The organism is Chroococcidiopsis sp. SAG 2025 (genome assembly GCF_032860985.1).
GTDB lineage: Bacteria > Cyanobacteriota > Cyanobacteriia > Cyanobacteriales > Chroococcidiopsidaceae > Chroococcidiopsis.
The window spans coordinates 4980549-4998634 of the sequence record NZ_JAOCNC010000001.1 but is presented as its reverse complement, the minus strand read 5'-3'; the positions used below and the strand labels follow the sequence as shown (position 1 = coordinate 4998634).

The window sequence follows — 18086 nt, the reverse complement described above, 5'->3', positions numbered from 1 at the left end:
ACAAAAATTAAACTAAAAAACCCTTTACAAAAATCAATTCCTAACGTTAATCTTCAATACAGGTGGTAAACATACTGCCTAGAATTTAATTATCAGTTCATTAACAGTTCAAACCAGCAATTATAGAACTATGACAACCACATTACAGCGCGAGCGCAGCTCCAGCCTGTGGGATCGGTTCTGCAACTGGATCACCAGCACTGAAAACCGCATTTATGTAGGTTGGTTCGGTGTATTGATGATTCCTACGTTGCTATCCGCTACCATCTGTTTCATCATTGCTTTTATTGCTGCTCCTCCAGTAGACATTGATGGCATCCGCGAACCAGTAGCAGGTTCGTTAATCTACGGCAACAACATCATCTCTGGTGCAGTTGTGCCTTCTTCTAACGCGATCGGTTTACACTTCTATCCGATCTGGGAAGCTGCTTCTTTAGATGAGTGGCTTTACAACGGTGGTCCTTACCAGTTGGTAATCTTCCACTTCTTGATCGGTTGTTTCTGCTACATGGGTCGTCAGTGGGAGTTGTCCTACCGCCTGGGTATGCGCCCTTGGATCTGCGTAGCTTACAGCGCTCCTTTGGCTTCCGCTACCGCAGTATTCTTAATCTACCCGCTCGGACAAGGCTCTTTCTCTGATGGTATGCCTTTGGGGATCAGCGGAACTTTCAACTTCATGTTGGTGTTCCAAGCCGAACACAATATCCTGATGCACCCCTTCCACCAGTTAGGTGTAGCAGCTGTATTTGGTGGTTCTCTGTTCTGCGCGATGCACGGTTCTCTCGTTACCTCTTCTCTGGTACGCGAAACCACCGAAACCGAATCTCAAAACTACGGTTACAAATTCGGACAAGAAGGAGAAACCTACAACATCGTTGCAGCTCACGGCTACTTCGGTCGTCTAATCTTCCAATACGCTTCCTTCAATAACAGCCGTTCCTTGCACTTCTTCTTGGGTGCTTGGCCCGTCGTCGGTATCTGGTTCACTGCATTAGGGATCAGCACCATGGCGTTCAACCTCAACGGCTTCAACTTCAACCAATCTATTCTTGATTCCCAAGGTCGTGTAGTCAACACCTGGGCTGACGTACTCAACCGCGCTAACCTGGGTATGGAAGTAATGCACGAGCGCAACGCTCACAACTTCCCACTCGATTTAGCTAGTGGTGAAGCTACTCCTGTTGCTTTAACCGCTCCTGCAATCAACGGTTAATTCAATAGCTAATAGCTGAGATGCGATCGCTCGCGTCTCTCCATAAAGGTAAAAAGCGCCTTTCAGAGTTGAGGGGTGCTTTTTATTTGTGTATCAGGGAGTGAGGGGCAGAGGAACAGGCGATTTCTATCTCCTCAAGCTCCAGTTGTGCGGTTGTTTTAGTGCCTCTACTTTACCTTGGGCAATCAGCCAACTAGCAGTTCGAGTTCTAAAGCGTGCGACAAATATATCTTCTCCAGGTTTGGCATAGACTCCTTGAAATTCATCTCCTTTAACTTTGGCGGGTTTACTAGCACAGTAAGTCATCTCTCCTTCAATATTTACGACAACAGCATTGTCTATCTCATAGTCATCAGGGAGTACAAAAATAGCATAGACTTGATGCCGACCTTTCCAGGGTCTGACGACGACTTTTTCGGGATGTATGCGATCGCTCTTGGTATCAGATCTCGTCAAGGCTTCGCGCGGACATCGCGATACCTCGTCAGGCTTTCTTGGTAGAATCGAGCCGTTCAATAGGGCTATTGCAGCTGCGATGAAAGTCAATGCTGCTAGAGAAAAAATAATTCGCTTCACTGTCGCTAAATTTGGCTCTGAAATGTAATGCCTCGCTCTTTTAAGTAACCGTTACCAGACGGCGATAAATTGTGGCTAAAGCATCGGTATTGCCAACATTCCCAGGAAATAAAACTACGGGTAGATTAGGAAATTGCGGATGATCGACTGGTGTGCGTACCATCGAGCAACCAGCTAAAATTTGTCCCAACAAGCGGGCAGAAGTCAGGGCGAGTCCGTCACTTAAAACATCGTTGGAAGTGATTCCACCCTTGCTAATTAAAAACCCAATATCTGACGGTAAACCCTTGACTATATCCATCAACAGAGCTGAAACATCCGCGCCAAATTGCAGGCGAGTTTGCATGTCTGGAAAGACTAATTCTTTACGGCTAGTATAAACAACTGGAGTTTTGCCAGAGTTGTGAACAGAATTAATCTTTGCTAAAGTGCGATCGCGTAATTGGTGTTTTTGGGTTGTCGAATCTTCTAACAAATGAGCTACATCGACTTCAATACCGACAATATCCGGTTCTTGCAGCAACCTTTCTAACTGTTGAGTTGTCTTCTTGACATGAGAACCAACGATGACTGCACCTGGCTTTCCACCCCGTACATATCGAGACATCGCTTCAGCAGGAACCGGTTGAGTTGGTAGAGCTGCTAAAGCCGTCAATAAGCTAGCTGCACTGCGAAACAAAAAGCGCTTTCCCTGGCTAGCGGCGTTGAGGACGTTGGTAGCAAAGCGATTGAGATCGTCTTGCGTCTCTGCATCAACGACAACGCATCGATTTTCCTGGAGCTGCATTAACCTTTCTAAAGTGGAGAAATTATTCGTAATATCTGTACCACTGCGAATCTCTGAGAGTAAAAACCTTTCTACTGAAAGTGCGGGAATGCGTCCTTTGGTTTTCTCTTCCACATAGTCGGGTAAATAACTGTATGTATAACCAAAGACAGAATCGCGAGCAAATTCGGTTTCATGAACTGGAGTGGGAACGCCATCCACAATTAAGTAATGCACGCTATCGCGGGTGACTCGTCCGCCTTCAAAGAAAGCTGGAACTAGAAAATGCGCGTCAAAAGGTCCCAGTTCTTCAGCGATCGCATCGGTTTCAATCGGGTAATGTCCCCGTAATGTAGAATCAGAACGACTGACGATGAGAAAATCTGCAATTTCCTCCGCTGCCAAAGCTAGTTTTAAATTGTGGCAGACTTCCTTAGTCACAGTTGCAGCTTTATCGGGAGGTAGCGATCGCGTATTTGTCAGCACGAAGAAAATTGGTGCGTCATCTTGCAACCCCAGCCGCAAAGTATCGACATCCCACTGCGTTAGCAACAAGCAACTGTGGACGGTTTGAGAGCCTGTAGGATCGTCATCGAGGACAATAATTTTCGGTTTGGTTGCCATGTTTGACGTTGAGCGCTGCCCTTGTTATTGTCTCATTTTTCAGTTATCAGTTATCAGTTATCAGTTATCCGTTAACCACCAAAACTAAATTCTGATTGAATCTGCCATTTTTTGCCGTCGTGTCGCAGTAGCGTTAAACAGCTAGCCGTAAACTCGAAGTAGAGTTGTCGCGGCTGAAATTCTTGCCATGCTAGGCGAAAGTTTTGTCTGGTTAAGTCTTTAAACCCCACCGTCATGTGGGGTGCAAAGGGACGAGTTTTGGATATGCGATCGACAATTCCTAATTGTGCTGCTAATTGCGCCATCAAATCGGCTTGTAAAGCCAGTAATTCAGCCGATCGCACCACGTCTATATATATTACGCGCGGAGGGAACGCTGCAAAACCATTGAGCGTAATTGGAATTGAGGCGCGCTCGCTAGCAAACTCCCACAAGCACTCTTCTAAAGCGAGTGTATTGGCATTTAACCACCTGAACGGAGGTTGCAAAGTTATGTGGGGTGGAGATTTTAGTGCGGCGCAGCTGTGATACTGCGTGGCAAAATATTGTTTAATCTGGGTGGCATAGTCTTGAATATCTAGTGGAGGTAGTAGAGCAACAAAGAATAAACTGGTTTCGGTATTCAAGGTTGTTTGAAATGCACTTTAAAGTTATGTAAAGTTAAAATTTTGGCGATCGCAGTTGAAAATACTAAATGTTACATATTCATATTTAAGTTTAGAAGTTTAGAGGATGAGCGTGAATGCCTTGGTTTGTCAAGATTGAAAAAGGCATAGTTGACAAAACTATTTTTGACCAACACGTACCTGCCCATAAAGCTTACGTTCGCGATTTAATCGACCGAGGACACCGAGCCAAAACTGGTTATTGGGGGTGTTTGGGTGGCGGAATGATGCTGTTTCAGGCAAACTCCATGACTGAGGCTGAAGCAATTGTGGCACAAGACCCACTCGTAAAATCTGGTTGCGTCAAATACGAACTATACGAATGGCGAATTGTCGTTGAATGATAACTAGTGGTTGGCTAACAGTTGACGGTTGATGGTTGTTGGCAAGATGTATTTTCACGGACCACGCACCACTCACCACGCACTAAAAACTGCTATGATAAAAAAGACTCGGATCTACGCGATCTCAACGCCCAAACCTTGTCAGAACCGGAAGGTAGCAGCAATACGGGATGCTTGTGATAGGCGTGGTCTCCGAGTCGCCTAGTTTATGGGAGCAATTGCAGCCATGCCTGGTTTAGGGGATATCGTGCAAAAAGCGTTTTATCTCGGCGTTGGATTAGCTTCTTATGCCAGCGAGAGGGCGACAGGTAAGCTAGCAGAACTGCGATCGCAAGCTCAAAAACTGGCAGATGAGCTAGTAGCGAAGGGTGAGATGACCGCTGATGAAGCAAAGCGGTATGTGGATGATTTGATGAGGCAAGCTCAACAGCCACCAACTGAAGTAGATGGTAGTAAAGCTTCTAGCGAACCGCGTCGGATTGAAATTCTGTCCGATGATGAAGAAAAACCCACAACCTCAACGACTCAAACTACTAGCGAAGGTAATGTAGACCAGTTACGGGAGCAAGTACAAAAACTGCAAGACGAACTCAGGCGGCTGCAACGGGAGTAGTCAAATTGGAATATATTACCCGTGAGTTTGTCAGTCATTAATTGATTAATATTTGTTTCGATTCGACTGCGATCGCCTTGAATAACCGTTCAAAATAGAATTTTTAGATCTATAAGTAAATAGATTGGACAGTAAGTGCTATCCAATTTTATTCAAACATCAAGATTGAGACTGCAACTAGAGTGGATCGCCCCCATAAGACTATGGAAAAGTGGCAAAAAGATTTCTTGGAATTAATCGAAACGGCAGTGGACGAAGTAGAACGGTTGTTTCTGGGAGTGACGACAACTGTGGAAACTCTGTTTGAGCTATCTGGAGAATTTTCCGAGCATCTACACAATACGATCGTTACCGAGGTCGAGCAATATCTAGCCGATTTAAATGACGATGTGGATCTCGATTCATATTGGCATCTGGATGACTTGATGGACCATTCGGAAATCTCTTTTCCTTATTCAGTCGAACCTACTCCACAACAACATCCCGCTTGTATGGGTTGCCAGCATTACCACGGACAAGTTTATGGTGGCAATCTCATGGTCTGTGCCATGCATCCCTACGGTTGGGACGATAGCAATTGCCCGGATTGGGAAGCAGAAGAGTTTGAGTTTTAAGTGTAATATTATATTACAAAGAACCCAAAATTTGAGTCAATCTTGAACTTTTCCCCCGATCTCACATCACAGTCAGCAGAAGAAATGTCAGTAGAGGAAATCAAGTACGGCGAACGCCAGATTGCCGAGGGAAAGCTTATTACATTTCCCAACCCACGGATCGGACGACGGTATGAGATTCACATTACTCTACCGGAATTTACCTGTAAGTGTCCTTTTTCTGGCTATCCTGATTTTGCCACGATTAACATTACATACGTCCCTGACGAACGGGTAGTAGAGCTAAAAGCCATTAAACTTTATATTAATAGCTATCGCGATCGCTACATTTCTCACGAAGAGAGCGTCAATCAGATTCTCGATGACTTTGTGGCAGCTTGCGATCCTTTAGAAGCGCATATCAAAGGTGATTTTGCTCCTCGTGGTAACGTACATACAGTTGTTGAGGTACACCACCACCAAACCCCAGAAGCGTTTTGAGTGTAGCAAAGCTTTCTAATACGCCTCTTGCTAAAAATCTTTCCGTAGAATCGAGAAAATAAAGTTAAATAATGTTACTTTTGATGCAGTTCTGTAACTGACTCATTCAGCTTGCCATGCGTGGATTTCGGTATTTTCTGGGAATAGCGATCGCCTTACTTGTCTTTGTCACCTTGCCTTTACCTGCTCAAGCTGCTAGTTCCGCAGCCATCCGAGCCTACGATGACGTGCAAGTTCAGACTAAAGATTATTCCGGTCAAAATTTAGTAAGAGCAGAGTTTAATAATACCAAACTTGCAGAGGCTAATTTTAGCAGCGCTGACTTGCGAGGGGCGGTTTTTAATAGTGCGGTTTTGCGTAAAGCTAACTTGCACGGCGTTGACTTCAGCTATGGTATTGCCTATCTCAGCGATTTATCAGCGGTAGATCTAAGCGATGCGATTTTGACATCAGCCATGATGTTGCGATCGAATTTTAAGGGAGCAAAAGTGACGGGTGCAGATTTTAGCGAAGCCGTGCTGGATCGAGAACAAGTCGTGCAGTTGTGCGAGTATGCTAGTGGGGTTAATCCCATCACCGGAGTTGATACCCGTGAATCTCTAGGGTGTTCCTAATAAGTTGGTAGAGAGATTCCATAGAATTTCTCTACAATTTAATCTCTTGTTTTTGGGTAATTTGGTCTAGAATTTCTAGCATTTCTCGTTCAAAAGCCACCTGCGCTCGATTGGTTCTGCCACCAACGTAAAAGTGACCGTCCTTTTCTAAAGCCCAGATTTGTGAGTGGGAAACATAACTCATCACAACTCCCAGCATCAGCAAGCCAAAACCTGCATAGACAATGGGGATTCCAGGGTCAGCTTTAATTTGCAAACCCGTACTACCAACCACCTCGACAATTCTCAGCGTCACACCGTTGACAGTGGTAGCCATTCCCGCCCGCAGAGTATCAACTAACTGACCTTTGGCATCATAAATCAATAGCGTTCCCTGTAAATCTTTTGCTAGCAGAGAAACGCCCTCACTTAAGTCTGTTTTCGTGGGAATCCAAGTTCCCCACAAACGACCGTTACCGTTGGTATTTAAAGCTGCCATTGGTAGCTGCAAGGTTGGACTATGATTAAACCGAATCCGAATTGCCGCAATACCCCAATCAGTCTGATAAAAAGTTACGCCTCGGTAGCGAAAAGGTTCGTTGACAAATATAGTCTTGCGTTTGACTTCTTGTCCCTGGCGATCGAGTGCAGATATATCGGAATAAAATTGGTTGATACTACCAGTAGGGGTGTAATCGATCCAAAAGCGATTGACTTTTAAAGCTAAATCTTTGGGAATTTGAGGTGCTGCTAGGGGACCAGCATCAATGATGTTACGTATTTGAAAGCTTTCACCACTAGGAACCATTTCTTGAGCCACAAAACCTGTCATGGCTCCCCAAATTGCCCCAGCTAAGATGATAACAATACCAATGTGAACGATAATCGGACCGATTCGTCCGGCAATACCTTTACGGGCATATAAGTTATTTTGTTCGCCCTGAAAGACACGGTAGCGCTTTTGTTGCAACAGTTGCGTGAGAGAGGAAAGAGAAGCGTTGTCGAGTTCTGCACTCAAAGCCAATTTTTGAAACTGGCGGGGTTGGTCGTATAATTTCCAATTACGAGCAGCTTTCAGAGCGGGTAACTGGCGGGTAAAGCTACAGGCTGTGAGGCTGGTAGCAAATAGAATCAGTAACGATAAAAACCACCACGTACGATATACGTGGTCTAAGCCTATAGTTAAGATAACTTTCCAACTCAGGAAACCGAATAAAGCTGGGTCTGTAGGATAGTTAGCTTTGTAAAACTCGATTGATTGTCCTTGTTCTATTACCGTACCGCTAGCGCTAAATAAGGCGATCGCTAATAATAAGACGATCGCCAATCGTAAATCTGTGAGGATGGGTAAGAGTTCTGCACGCAGAAATTTACCTAAATGCGATCGCGGTGTTGAATTAGTCGCAGAATTATCTAAAGTCATGTTGTGTATTATTTATTAATGGTCAATAGTTAATAGTCAATAGTTGATTGCAATTAACTATTGACTATTAACTATTAACTGAGTGGAATTCGAGATAGCAGCGAAAACACTCCAAATCCTACCAGTAGCGCCCCACTCACAGGGGTAATCCACCCTGACCACTGCCGCAACTCTAACAACTTCTTAATGCTAGCGGTGAACGTACCAGCTAAGATCAGGGGTGTTACGTAGCCTGCGGTGTATGCCAGTAACAACGCTCCTCCCAGAATGGTATTTTGTGTAGTTGTGACCCAGGCAAGGAGCGTTGCTAGCACTGGGGTGCTACAAGGAGAGGCGACTAAACCAAAGGTCAGACCGATGAAATAGGAGCGTACAGCTGGGGGAAAATCTTTAGAAATCCAATCCATGCCCCCAAACGATGGTAGTTGTAAGGGTAAGGCTTCTAATAAATTCAGCCCCATCAAAATTGCGATGATGCTAACAATAATTGGTAGACCAATCCCAACTTGACCGTAAACTTTGCCTACGAGTGCCGCAACTATTCCCAAGGCTGCTAAAGTTGTGGCTAATCCCAACGCAAACCATGTTGATTGAGCTGCGGCTTGCCAGCGACTTTTATTTTCATAACCACCAATGTAACCGATGGTGATGGGCAGCATGGAAAGCATACAGGGTGTGAGACTAGTCAGCAACCCTGCTGTAAAGATAATACCTATGCTGACCCAGCCCAAATGAGATAACTGCTCGGCGACTAAGAGATCGGCAAATTGTTCGAGTTTGTAGAGCTGAGTTTGAATGGTTTCCAGCATGGACAGCTACGTGATGGAATGCTGACTATGCTTGCATTTTAGCTTAATTCATGCCTTTTCCTGGTGCTAGAGGCGATCGCCCGACTGGAAAAAACGCTGGCATACCACAATTTTTGCGATTATTTAGATTTTCGTTAGATTGTTTTTGCAGTTTTGATACATCTAGTTACAACAGTTAAAATCTCTTGCTGTTTTGCTGAATAATTGACTCTGACTCATTTTATTTTACAAATTGTAATTAAATCTGAATACTTCCCTAGTGAATATTCCGTAAAGTTGCGGATGTACAGCAGATGTACGGAGGAATAATCTATTGGTTAGCCTTTACGATACACAGTTTCTTAATAAAAAATTTATGAATTATGACTTTAGATTGTTTAACACAATTGACATTGACCAACTAAAAATAATTTAGTCAAGCAACGTTATGAGTCAATAAAAACTCAATTACAATTTCAAATACGAGCTAGATATGTATTTAATAATGGTTCTGATTTCAGCAATTCTTTTCACCATTGGCGGTGTATTCATGAAGCTATCTGAAGGGTTATCTCAGCCTATCCCTAGCTTATTGGTATACATCTTCTTTATTGCTGGAGCTAGTATACAGACTGTTGCCATGCGTAAGGCTACGCTAGGAGTAACATATATTGTCGTACTAGGATTAGAATCAATCCTAGCAGTTTTATTTGGGGTTGTTTTATTTCAAGAAAGCTTGTCTTACATCAATGTCATTGGTGTCAGTTTTATTGTTGCTGGCATGGGCTTTTTACAAGGTGAAGAATAGAGATTTTAAACAAACCGCTCTTGTTTTCGCTCTTGAAAAGGTACAATTTCTGCTTCACTACTTTCTCGGGCGACACGAATTAGCAATCCAGCAATAATTAAACTTGTCATCATTGAATTTCCACCATAACTCATGAGTGGAAAGGGTAGACCTGTAGTTGGTAGCGCTCCTGTCGCTACACCAATATTAAGTAAAGATTGCCCTACCATCAATATCATTGCCCCGATCGCAACTAATCTAAAAACTGGGTTGCGGGCATTAAACGCTACAAGTAAAGCCAGAGTTGCATAAACCATCAACATTAATAATAGTAAAAGGCAACCAACAAAGCCGAACTCTTCAGCAAAAATAGCAAATATGAAATCGGTGTATTGAATTGGCAAATAAAATAACTTTTGTTGTGATAAGCCAAATCCCTTACCCCAAATTCCACCGGAACCAATAGCAATTAAACTTTGTACTAATTGATATCCATGTCCTGATGCATCTTGCCAAGGATTACGGTACAACATCAATCGCTTCATTTGGTATGGCCGCAGCATTGCACTCAGCGCCGCAGTTCCAACTCCTAATAATGCTGCAGGTACTAAGTAAAGATACGGTACGGCTGCTGCTAGCGCTACTAACCATATACTCATACCACACAGAGCTGTCATACTCAGATTTGGCTGTAGTAAAATCCCCCCTAGCATCAAAATAAAAATTAATACCCAGAAAATACGATTTCCTGGGCTAATTTGATGCCACCTACCAAAAATCTTCGCACTTTGGAGGACTAAAAATGGCTTGATTAATTCCGATGGTTGAATTGCTATAATCCTCAGATTCAGCCAGCGCATAGCACCATTCACTTTTATTCCCATTCCAGGAACAAAAATCAAAAATAGTAATCCTAGTAAAATCAGAAAGAACCAATGGGAGACATTTAAGATTCTTTTAAGTGGGGAATAAATGACGTAGTTAAATCCTAATAATCCAACAAATATCCATGCCAGTTGACGCTTGACATAGTAAAAACCATCTCCCATAGTTTCGCCTTCGACATAGGAAGCAGAAAAGAGAACCGCTAATCCGATGAATAACCAGAGAAAGGTCATCCAATGCAGTAATCTTGGCAGGATTGCCCATTGGGAAACAGGCGGGAAGAAAAAGGTGACGATCCGGCGTAGCAGCTTCACGACAGCTATGGTTGTGTGAGGACAGTAGGAGTATAGCGGATGTTTTTGTAAAAGGGGCGATCGCGCTTTCAATCCGATACATATGTATAAAACTAGTAGGGGCGCACAACGGTGCGCCCCTACTAATTGCAACATATGAAGAAAGCTGCAATTACAGCAAACCTGTATTCATTCCAGGCTTTCCAGTAGCTAATTGTACCTTTACAATTTTGCCACCCATTTTCATGATCCGTTGCTGCTCGCGGAACCAGTTGTCGTAAGGAACCAGTTTGGTGAAATAGGTATTTTGTAGTTCGCGCTGCGTCCGAATCCGAGTTTGGCTGGGGACGCAAGCTGTTACCTTAAACATCCGCATCGTTCAAAATCTCCTGTAAAGAATGTAGAAAATTTTTGATGTCAACTTATTCGAGTGCTTGTCAGTGCTGCAACGTTCTTACCGAATTAGCACTCTATTTATTTACTACCCTTAATTCTCCCATAAGTTTCACTGCTATTCGAGAGCGTCAGGTAGATTTTCTCAAAAACTTTTTAATGACTTGACGTGTAATTTTCCCCAGTTAACAGCAATTCCTGACAACTCTTGTACAGACGTTACATGTAACGTCTCTACACTGTTAACTGAATTAATCGAAGGCTGGGAGTAAATCGTCAATACTAAAGCGCGATCGCTTATACTCTCACCACTGAGTCAGACAGGCGATAGAACGTTCTAGCACTCACGACCGACTCCCAGACTTGATTTAGACGATTGCCTTAGTAGCTTGCGATCGCAGCTACTACTTTAAAGATCCAACTCTTAGCTCAAGCCAGAGCAGATGTAGTCGAAGTATACGCCCATTTCCTTACCAGCGTCGGGACCAGTCAAGCTAGCGGTGACTTCTTTCATCGCTTGGATAGCTTGTACAGTAGCGCCTACGGGTACGCCGAGGGAGTTGTAGGTTTCTTTCAAACCGTTGAGTACGCGCTCGTCGAGGATGGAAGGATCGCCAGCCAACATTGCGTAGGTGGAATAGCGGAGGTAGTAGTCGAGGTCGCGAATGCAAGCAGCATAGCGGCGAGTGGTGTACATGTTACCACCAGGACGGGTGATATCAGAGTACAACAGGGACTTAGCTACAGCTTCTTTAACGATCGCAGCAGCGTTAGCAGCGATGGTGGTAGCAGCACGAACTCGCAGTTCACCACTTTGGAAGTAGCCTTTTAGCTTTTCCATAGCAGCGGTGTCCAAGTACTTACCTTGAACGTCTGAAGTGTTGATTACAGAGGTAATTGCGTCTTGCATTTCTTTGCTTCCTTATGTCACACGTAAAAAGATCGACAAGTAGAGAGCAAACGCTCTACTGCATAGCTCCGACGAGGTAATCGAAGTAAGAACCAGCTTCGCCAGCGTCTTCACCAGACATCATCGAGGTAGCTACGTTCTTCATAGCGCGAACGCCTTCTGCTACTGCTTCGATGGGTGTGCCGAGAGACTTGTACATTTCGCGCACGCCAACAATCCCGATTTCTTCAATTGGGGTAACGTCGCCAGCTACAACTCCGTAGGTGATCAGGCGGAGGTAGTAGTCGAGGTCGCGCAAGCAGGTAGCGGTCATTTCTTGACCGTAAGCATTTCCACCAGGAGAAACAACGTCAGGGCGCTTCTGGAACAACTGGTCGCCAGCTTGCTTAACGATCCGCTCGCGGTTGTCGGTCAAAGCTTGAGCGATACGCAGACGGCGTTCGCCACTGGTAACAAAGCTCTTGATCCGATCGAGTTCGCCAGGGCTGAGGTAGCGAGCTTCTGCGTCGGCATTCACGATAGACTTCGTGACGATACTCATTTAACTGATTCCTCCAAAAAAATGAAACCAGGTTTATATATAACTGGTGTAATCGTGGGGGTGACTGAGTGCCACTTCTGGATTTTACCGTAACCCAACAGCTTGTAGGCTATCAGAGTTATTTCGCTTCGCAGAAGACTTGCGCGATCGCATCTACACAAGTTGTTAATCTTCAGTTACCTACCGCAAATATTTTGCGGCATTGCGTTCATCTTCTGATTCAGCTCTTAACAGTTTGTAACATTCTCTTTCAGAATTGGGAGCGAATGTAAGGGCGAGGAGTGAGGAGTGAGGAGTGAGGGAACAGGTGAAGCGGTTGCTTTTTGGGCAAAAAAACCCCATTAGATCGCCCTTCAAACTTTAGCAGGACGATCCATGAATCTTGTTTCCGTTCTATTGAGCAGAACTAACGAGGATTATTTTTTACATAACCCTCGCTCCTCGCTCCTCGCTCCTTTTTCCGTTCTATTGAGCAGAACTAACGAGGATTATTTTTTACATAACCCTCGCTCCTCGCTCCTCGCCCCTCGCTCCTTATTTACCGCTGTCCGAACGACTGCGCTAACAACGAAGGAGATAGGTCAGACCAAGACTGCTTCACTAAGTCAGCCGCAGCCTTAACGCTACCCAGATAGTTGCCAGCAGGGAGAGACGGATAGCGACGGTATGGCACTACGTCTTCGCCGAAGTACTGGGCATACTCTGGACTCTCCACCATCGCGTCTACAGCCGCTTTTAAGCCGCCCTCAGACAATAATTTGTTGTACTGTCTGATCTCACCCTGAGTTGCAGGTGCGCGTCCCAACAGGTGTCTGAACAGGAATTCAATCACCTTGGTGTTGGGATAGGGGGTGTAGAAGCGACGACAGTAGATTTCGGAACTAGCCAAGGTACGGATAAATTCGCGCACCGAGATTTCACCGTTACGCAGTTTGCTCTCTAGGTCAGAACGACGGAAGTAAACGGGTACTTGACCGCTAAATACGTCCATTACCTGACAGTAAATCGCGTTGATAACTTGGGCGATTTCCCCTTGGTTGGCTCCCTGTGTCATGCGGTAGATCCGCGCTGGTTTGCGGCGAGCCGTACCGACACCAACTTCTACAGATTGTCCACGTCCGTCGTTATAGGAGCGACCGAGTTCGATAAATAGCGGCTTGCTCTTATCGACTTGCCGTGCTTTGGCTGCCATATCCGCGATCGCTTTTGCCATTAATGGCATATTTTCAGTTGCCATGCGCGGTTGTACTGGCTCGAAGCTGGGAACGACAATATCATCGTTCTGCTTGGTCAGCTGGTTGTATAGCTTCTCGGTATTCGGGAAGTTAGCTGCTGGCAAGGTGGGGAAGCGACGGTATGGAACGTAATATTCCCCAAATATCTGAGCGTATTCCGCACTGTTAACCATTGCTCCAACAAAGGCACGTAGACCTTGAGTTGCGAGGATTTGGTTGTACTTGCGAATTTCGCCTTGGTCGATGGGGGCGCGTCCCAAGAAATGCTTGGTTCCTAGCTCAATTACCTTGGTGTTGGGATAAGGAGCGTAAAACTCTTTGAGATATAAGTTTGAATTTCCTAACCCTTCGATAAATTCCTTAACAGTAATTTCACCATTGCCTAATTTACTTTCTAGAGCAGTGAATTCGTTTTGGGCGATGTAGGGTTCGATGTCGCGCTCGAAGATTTGACGGTAAGCAGCACGGATAATAGTTTGTACGGCTGTTTTATCGCTGCTTTCTTCTAACTTGAAGATCTTTGTTTGCTCTCGCTGCTTGGTAACACCTTGAGCCACGCGAGTCTGAATATCTGGCTGCGTCCGCATTTCGGTCACAGCGCCCAGTTCGACAAAGCGGGGGGTTTCTTCCTTATCGACTCTTGCGCCGACATCTTCTCGAATGCTACCAGTACGCAGCGATCGCAGTGCTTGACCTTGAGGTGTCAGATAGCGCTCGTATGGTACGGTATCTTCCCCGAAAGCCTCACCGTATTCAGGGCTATCAATAATTGCGTCTACCAGAGCGTAGAAGCCCTTCTTGGCACAAATATCGAAGTATTTGTTGTTTTCTTGTCTGCCATAAGTTGGACGACCCAACAGGCGACGGTGAATGTATTCGATCGCCTTACAGACATAGAATGGTGTCCAATACAGCTTGCGGAATAGATCCGATTTAGCTAGGGCGCGGATAAATTCCCGTAGCGAAATTTCACCGTTTTCCAGTTTGATTTCAGCTACCTTCAACCGCTGTCCTTCGTACACATCCCGTCCGAATACTTGGAGGTAAGCGGCGCGGATCACGGCTTGAGTCGAACTTTCCGAGAATCTAACGCTAGAAGTTGTAGGAGATTTTCTCCCACCCGTTGCTGGAATTTGATCCAAGCGGAAGACTTTCGCGCCCAAAGTGCCAGGGAATTCACCCCGCGCTCTCGGATTGCTGTTTTGGTTATTGATACCTGGTCCTTGGTGGATCAAGATCCGCTTGGTGTCCTTACCAAAAGGTGCAGGGCTGCTGCTAGGGTTGCGAGTTTCTTTCGGGAAGATTGCCCCGAACTGAATTTCTAACGGATCGTTACCGGAACCATACGGATGTTGGTCGGGTAGCGGTCTATTGTACGCCGCAAATGTCGTGATGAATTGCGGTACTTTGCGGAAGGGGGCGCTGTAATTGAGCAGATCTTGTTGTGGACCCCAGTTACGACACTCTTGCGCTTCTTGACCCAGACCGCGAATATAAGGTACGGTTTCTTCCCCGAAGTAGTCGGAGTATTCCTGGGAATCTACCAGCGCGTCTATCAGTGCTGATAAGCCACCGTTAGAAACAATCGAGAAATATTTCTGGACTTCTTCGCGAGAACTCGGACCCCGACCCAAAATGTGACGAAAAGCTAATTCCAGGGCGCGGCTGTTGATGAATGGCTCGTAAAATTGCTTGCGATACAGGGGCGATTTTGCTAAGCGGCGAATAAACTCTTTCATGGAGATATCGCCGTTCTTAACTTGAGATTCCAAGTAAGAAATCGACTGGCTGTAAGCGCGGGTAATATCGCGCTCGAAGACTTGGCGATAAGCAGCTTTAACAATATCGTTCTTTTCTGCTGCCGATAGCCCTGGCTTCATCGCATACTTGGGTCGTCTTTCTGCCGCATTAAAGTAAATTTGTGGCAGTTGTAACCCTTGCTGGTCGGACGAAGGACGCTGACGCAGTTTATTAGAAGGTGTAGGGGCTTTAAATTCTGTAATCAATACGTCCATGTACTGAGCAACAATATTTGCTGCTTCAGGATTCTGGCGGAAATAAGACAGCGCCGATGCCCGCATTTCTTGTAATGCGACAATGGTTGCTTCGCCAGAACAGGCGTTTTCAATGATCTCCCGCAGACCTCGCACGTTAACAGAGATAATATTTGGATCGCCAGCTACAATCGCATACGTCGCATAACGTAAAAACCACGACAAGTCCCGCAGGGATTTTTGCATGTTCCCAGGACCGTAGCGGGCGACGTTGATGGGGCGAAAACCAGGAGGTGTAGGACCACCGCCACCACCACCAGGACTAGCACTAAAAAGCGATCGCAATCCCTCTAAGAAACCGCCGCCCCGACTCTCAACGTAAGTGACAGTTCCTAGCTTCATGCCTTCCTTGACATCCGGCACAGTTGCTGCCATCGCCATTTCTGTTTCTCTGGGTTTTTCCAGATAAGCCATTGGCGAACCACCGACAAAGATGCGGTTAGCGGCACGGGATACAATAATCTCAGAATTTTTTGTTAAAGTTTCAGCAATTTCTAGCCGCTTATTGCCAGAGGCGAAATAGTTGGCTAATTCGTCCAGTTCGCCCCGCCCTAAAAAGCGGTCTTGCTGTTCGGCTTGGGAAATGGTTGCGACTGCTAGCGTTTGATATAGTTGCGGACGTGCAACTGAGCTTCCACCACTTGCCTTAACACTCATTAGATTTCTTAAGCTCCCATCAATAATCGTTACTGTGTTAAGTCTGACCAGGGTGTGAATGAATTCACGTTTGTTTATTTTAGGTTTTTCCCTCCCCAGAAAGGGAATTTTTCTTCACTTATATGAGGTGACGATCGCCTGAAATCAACCTGGTCAGCTTTTAGATTAGAACGTTTTGGGCTCTTTACACCGCTATATTAAGAAGTGTGTAGTTTTCTCAATCTCAATGCCGTTGAATGTAGTCTTACTTACAACATAAGTACTGAAAAAATTATAAGTTTTGTAACAAATACTGAATTTATGTGAGAGGCGATCGCGTCTTGAGAGTTGAGGGTAGGTGACGCTCGCACTAGCTTATAGTTTGAGCCATCCAAATACTTCGTCTACTGTAAGTTGTAGATTGGCGACTAAGTTGGGAACGGGTAGCACTTGAGTCGGTTCTTGCAACAGTTGCGGTTGCTGTGCCAAAGGGTAAACTAAAAGCGATCGCTCGTCAGGATCGACTAGCCATCCCATTTGGCTACCGTGACCCAGACAATGAAGAATATTTCCAGTTACCTTAGTTTGGCTTTGGTCGGGTGAGAGAATCTCAATAGTCCAATCGGGTGCGGTTGCAAACGTATTGGCAACATCTCCATTTTCATCCACGGGAATTCTATCCCAGGCAAACACGGCTATATCTGGTACGATTGAGCGATCGCCAAAAGTACAGCGTAGTTCGGGAAAAGCGAGTGCTATTCGTTGCGGTTCCACTACTGCATTGATTGCTGTAACTAGTTTCCCCTGTAACTTGCTGTGTTTTCCTTGAGGCATTGGTTTTTGGATAACTTGTCCGTCAATATACTCGCTAGCTGGTTTTGTTTCTGGTAGCTTCAGAAACTTTTCTAAAGTCAGTTTTTCTACTGCTATCTGTGCCATACATTGCTCCTAATAACAGTAATTAATTTAATAATAATGTGTGGCGATCGCATTTTTAGGGACATACCAAACATAACTAGGTTAAAACCTGCGAAACCAGACAAAAACTAAACGCTAGTCACAAAGGTTTCCCAGCTAATACCAGAAAGCTCAATTCTTTGCTCAATTGGAGCCAGCGTGTCGATTGCCATAAAATTATAAATGTATCGAGTATAGTTTCAGTATATACATGAGGACAATCACAGCCGACCCAATTCTCTCAGATTTTTCAGATCGAGTTCAAAGTCATCAACATCATAAGAGTAGAGCGGAATATTTCGCTGCTTGAGGAATTGGCGAAAGGCACTAGGTTTCATATCCGCAAGCTGGCTAGCGTAACCCAAGCTTAAACGACCTATTTGAAACAGGTGCAGGGCAATTTCTTGACGAAATTCATCTAGAGTCAATCCAGATGCTTGAAGGATTTCGTCTGAAATTACAACACTCATAGAACTTTGCTCTACTCATCTTATTTTTAGAGTAGCTCAAGATCGTCAAGTAATTAAACCTATTCAAAAGCGCGAGCGCAAAATCCGATATACTTCCCTAAAAGCGATAACTACATTAAGCTTCGTTAACGCATTTTTGGCACATATTAAAAGTAGCCGTCAGGTTTAAACCTACGGCTACGAAAACTCAATCTAATTGTATAAACTACAAAAATTCTGGTGTTTT

At 44.9% G+C, this 18086-nt stretch carries 21 protein-coding genes and 1 other RNA gene; 10 read left to right on the top strand and 12 right to left on the bottom strand.

Going from position 1 to position 18086, the window contains the following annotated elements; translation table 11 throughout:
• The first annotated feature begins 130 nt into the window (after positions 1-130).
• Complete coding sequence (psbA, locus tag N4J56_RS24575; RefSeq protein WP_317108828.1) at positions 131-1213, top strand: photosystem II q(b) protein; 1083 nt, start codon at positions 131-133, stop codon at positions 1211-1213.
• Between the two features lie 126 nt (positions 1214-1339).
• Here psbA and N4J56_RS24570 read toward each other — a convergent pair whose 3' ends face one another.
• From N4J56_RS24570 to N4J56_RS24560, 3 genes are all read right to left on the bottom strand, one after another.
• Positions 1340-1789 carry a hypothetical protein gene (locus N4J56_RS24570; RefSeq protein ID WP_317108827.1) on the bottom strand — a complete coding sequence of 150 codons (450 nt, stop codon included), beginning with the start codon at positions 1787-1789 and terminating at the stop codon, positions 1340-1342.
• A 40-nt stretch (positions 1790-1829) separates the two neighbouring features.
• Complete coding sequence (locus N4J56_RS24565) at positions 1830-3179, bottom strand: four-carbon acid sugar kinase family protein (protein ID WP_317108826.1); 1350 nt, start codon at positions 3177-3179, stop codon at positions 1830-1832.
• 71 nt (positions 3180-3250) lie between these two features.
• Positions 3251-3805 carry a 2'-5' RNA ligase family protein gene (locus N4J56_RS24560; RefSeq protein ID WP_317108825.1) on the bottom strand — a complete coding sequence of 185 codons (555 nt, stop codon included), beginning with the start codon at positions 3803-3805 and terminating at the stop codon, positions 3251-3253.
• A gap of 116 nt (positions 3806-3921) precedes the next feature.
• On the opposite strand from N4J56_RS24560, the gene N4J56_RS24555 reads away from it, so the two are divergent.
• The 6 genes from N4J56_RS24555 to N4J56_RS24530 all read left to right on the top strand — a co-directional run bounded on the left by N4J56_RS24555 (position 3922) and on the right by N4J56_RS24530 (position 6509).
• Positions 3922-4188, top strand: coding sequence for a YciI family protein (locus tag N4J56_RS24555; protein WP_317108824.1), 267 nt, complete (start codon positions 3922-3924; stop codon positions 4186-4188).
• 105 nt (positions 4189-4293) lie between these two features.
• Positions 4294-4390: signal recognition particle sRNA small type (gene ffs / locus N4J56_RS24550), an RNA gene on the top strand.
• A gap of 24 nt (positions 4391-4414) precedes the next feature.
• Positions 4415-4801 carry a phasin family protein gene (locus N4J56_RS24545; RefSeq protein WP_192159169.1) on the top strand — a complete coding sequence of 129 codons (387 nt, stop codon included), beginning with the start codon at positions 4415-4417 and terminating at the stop codon, positions 4799-4801.
• Between the two features lie 203 nt (positions 4802-5004).
• Entirely contained in the window at positions 5005-5415 is a 411-nt protein-coding gene (locus N4J56_RS24540; protein ID WP_317108823.1) for a hypothetical protein, read from the top strand.
• An 84-nt stretch (positions 5416-5499) separates the two neighbouring features.
• Complete coding sequence (gene queF / locus N4J56_RS24535) at positions 5500-5895, top strand: preQ(1) synthase (protein ID WP_410500583.1); 396 nt, start codon at positions 5500-5502, stop codon at positions 5893-5895.
• 116 nt (positions 5896-6011) lie between these two features.
• Positions 6012-6509, top strand: a complete 498-nt coding sequence (locus N4J56_RS24530) for a pentapeptide repeat-containing protein (RefSeq protein WP_317108821.1) — start codon at positions 6012-6014, stop codon at positions 6507-6509.
• A 31-nt stretch (positions 6510-6540) separates the two neighbouring features.
• Here the strand turns inward: N4J56_RS24530 and N4J56_RS24525 are convergent, their stop codons facing one another.
• Positions 6541-7911, bottom strand: coding sequence for a cytochrome c biogenesis protein (locus N4J56_RS24525; RefSeq protein ID WP_317108820.1), 1371 nt, complete (start codon positions 7909-7911; stop codon positions 6541-6543).
• Positions 7912-7985: 74 nt separating this feature from the next.
• The gene (locus tag N4J56_RS24520) at positions 7986-8720 is read right to left on the bottom strand and encodes a cytochrome c biogenesis protein CcdA (RefSeq protein WP_317108819.1); all 735 of its coding nucleotides are present in this window, start codon (positions 8718-8720) and stop codon (positions 7986-7988) included.
• A gap of 484 nt (positions 8721-9204) precedes the next feature.
• On the opposite strand from N4J56_RS24520, the gene N4J56_RS24515 reads away from it, so the two are divergent.
• Positions 9205-9507, top strand: coding sequence for a DMT family transporter (locus N4J56_RS24515; protein WP_317108818.1), 303 nt, complete (start codon positions 9205-9207; stop codon positions 9505-9507).
• Between the two features lie 5 nt (positions 9508-9512).
• On the opposite strand, the gene N4J56_RS24510 is transcribed toward N4J56_RS24515, so the two are convergent.
• Together N4J56_RS24510 and N4J56_RS24505 are read right to left on the bottom strand one after the other, a co-directional pair.
• Positions 9513-10685, bottom strand: coding sequence for an FtsW/RodA/SpoVE family cell cycle protein (locus N4J56_RS24510; RefSeq protein ID WP_410500582.1), 1173 nt, complete (start codon positions 10683-10685; stop codon positions 9513-9515).
• 151 nt (positions 10686-10836) lie between these two features.
• On the bottom strand, positions 10837-11040 hold the full coding sequence (locus tag N4J56_RS24505; RefSeq protein WP_015156258.1) for a phycobilisome linker polypeptide: 204 nt from the start codon (positions 11038-11040) through the stop codon (positions 10837-10839).
• A gap of 38 nt (positions 11041-11078) precedes the next feature.
• Between N4J56_RS24505 and N4J56_RS24500 the strand changes: the two genes are divergently transcribed.
• Positions 11079-11225: a hypothetical protein gene (locus N4J56_RS24500; protein WP_317108816.1), complete on the top strand. Its 147-nt coding sequence runs from the start codon at positions 11079-11081 to the stop codon at positions 11223-11225.
• A 256-nt stretch (positions 11226-11481) separates the two neighbouring features.
• Here the strand turns inward: N4J56_RS24500 and apcB are convergent, their stop codons facing one another.
• Both apcB and apcA read right to left on the bottom strand, forming a co-directional pair.
• Positions 11482-11967 (bottom strand): allophycocyanin subunit beta, encoded by a 486-nt coding sequence (apcB, locus tag N4J56_RS24495; protein WP_015156257.1) that lies wholly within the window; start codon positions 11965-11967, stop codon positions 11482-11484.
• Positions 11968-12022: 55 nt separating this feature from the next.
• Positions 12023-12508, bottom strand: a complete 486-nt coding sequence (apcA, locus tag N4J56_RS24490; RefSeq protein ID WP_015156256.1) for an allophycocyanin subunit alpha — start codon at positions 12506-12508, stop codon at positions 12023-12025.
• A gap of 68 nt (positions 12509-12576) precedes the next feature.
• Here apcA and N4J56_RS24485 point away from each other — a divergent pair, with 68 nt between their 5' ends.
• Positions 12577-12780 (top strand): hypothetical protein, encoded by a 204-nt coding sequence (locus N4J56_RS24485; protein ID WP_317108815.1) that lies wholly within the window; start codon positions 12577-12579, stop codon positions 12778-12780.
• Positions 12781-13046: 266 nt separating this feature from the next.
• Here the strand turns inward: N4J56_RS24485 and N4J56_RS24480 are convergent, their stop codons facing one another.
• The 3 genes from N4J56_RS24480 to N4J56_RS24470 all read right to left on the bottom strand — a co-directional run bounded on the left by N4J56_RS24480 (position 13047) and on the right by N4J56_RS24470 (position 17860).
• Positions 13047-16454 carry a phycobilisome rod-core linker polypeptide gene (locus N4J56_RS24480; protein ID WP_317108814.1) on the bottom strand — a complete coding sequence of 1136 codons (3408 nt, stop codon included), beginning with the start codon at positions 16452-16454 and terminating at the stop codon, positions 13047-13049.
• 354 nt (positions 16455-16808) lie between these two features.
• On the bottom strand, positions 16809-17372 hold the full coding sequence (locus tag N4J56_RS24475; RefSeq protein WP_317108813.1) for a Uma2 family endonuclease: 564 nt from the start codon (positions 17370-17372) through the stop codon (positions 16809-16811).
• Positions 17373-17611: 239 nt separating this feature from the next.
• A complete protein-coding gene (locus N4J56_RS24470; RefSeq protein ID WP_317108812.1) occupies positions 17612-17860 on the bottom strand; it encodes a UPF0175 family protein in 249 nt (82 codons plus the stop codon).
• Positions 17861-18086 lie beyond the last annotated feature (226 nt).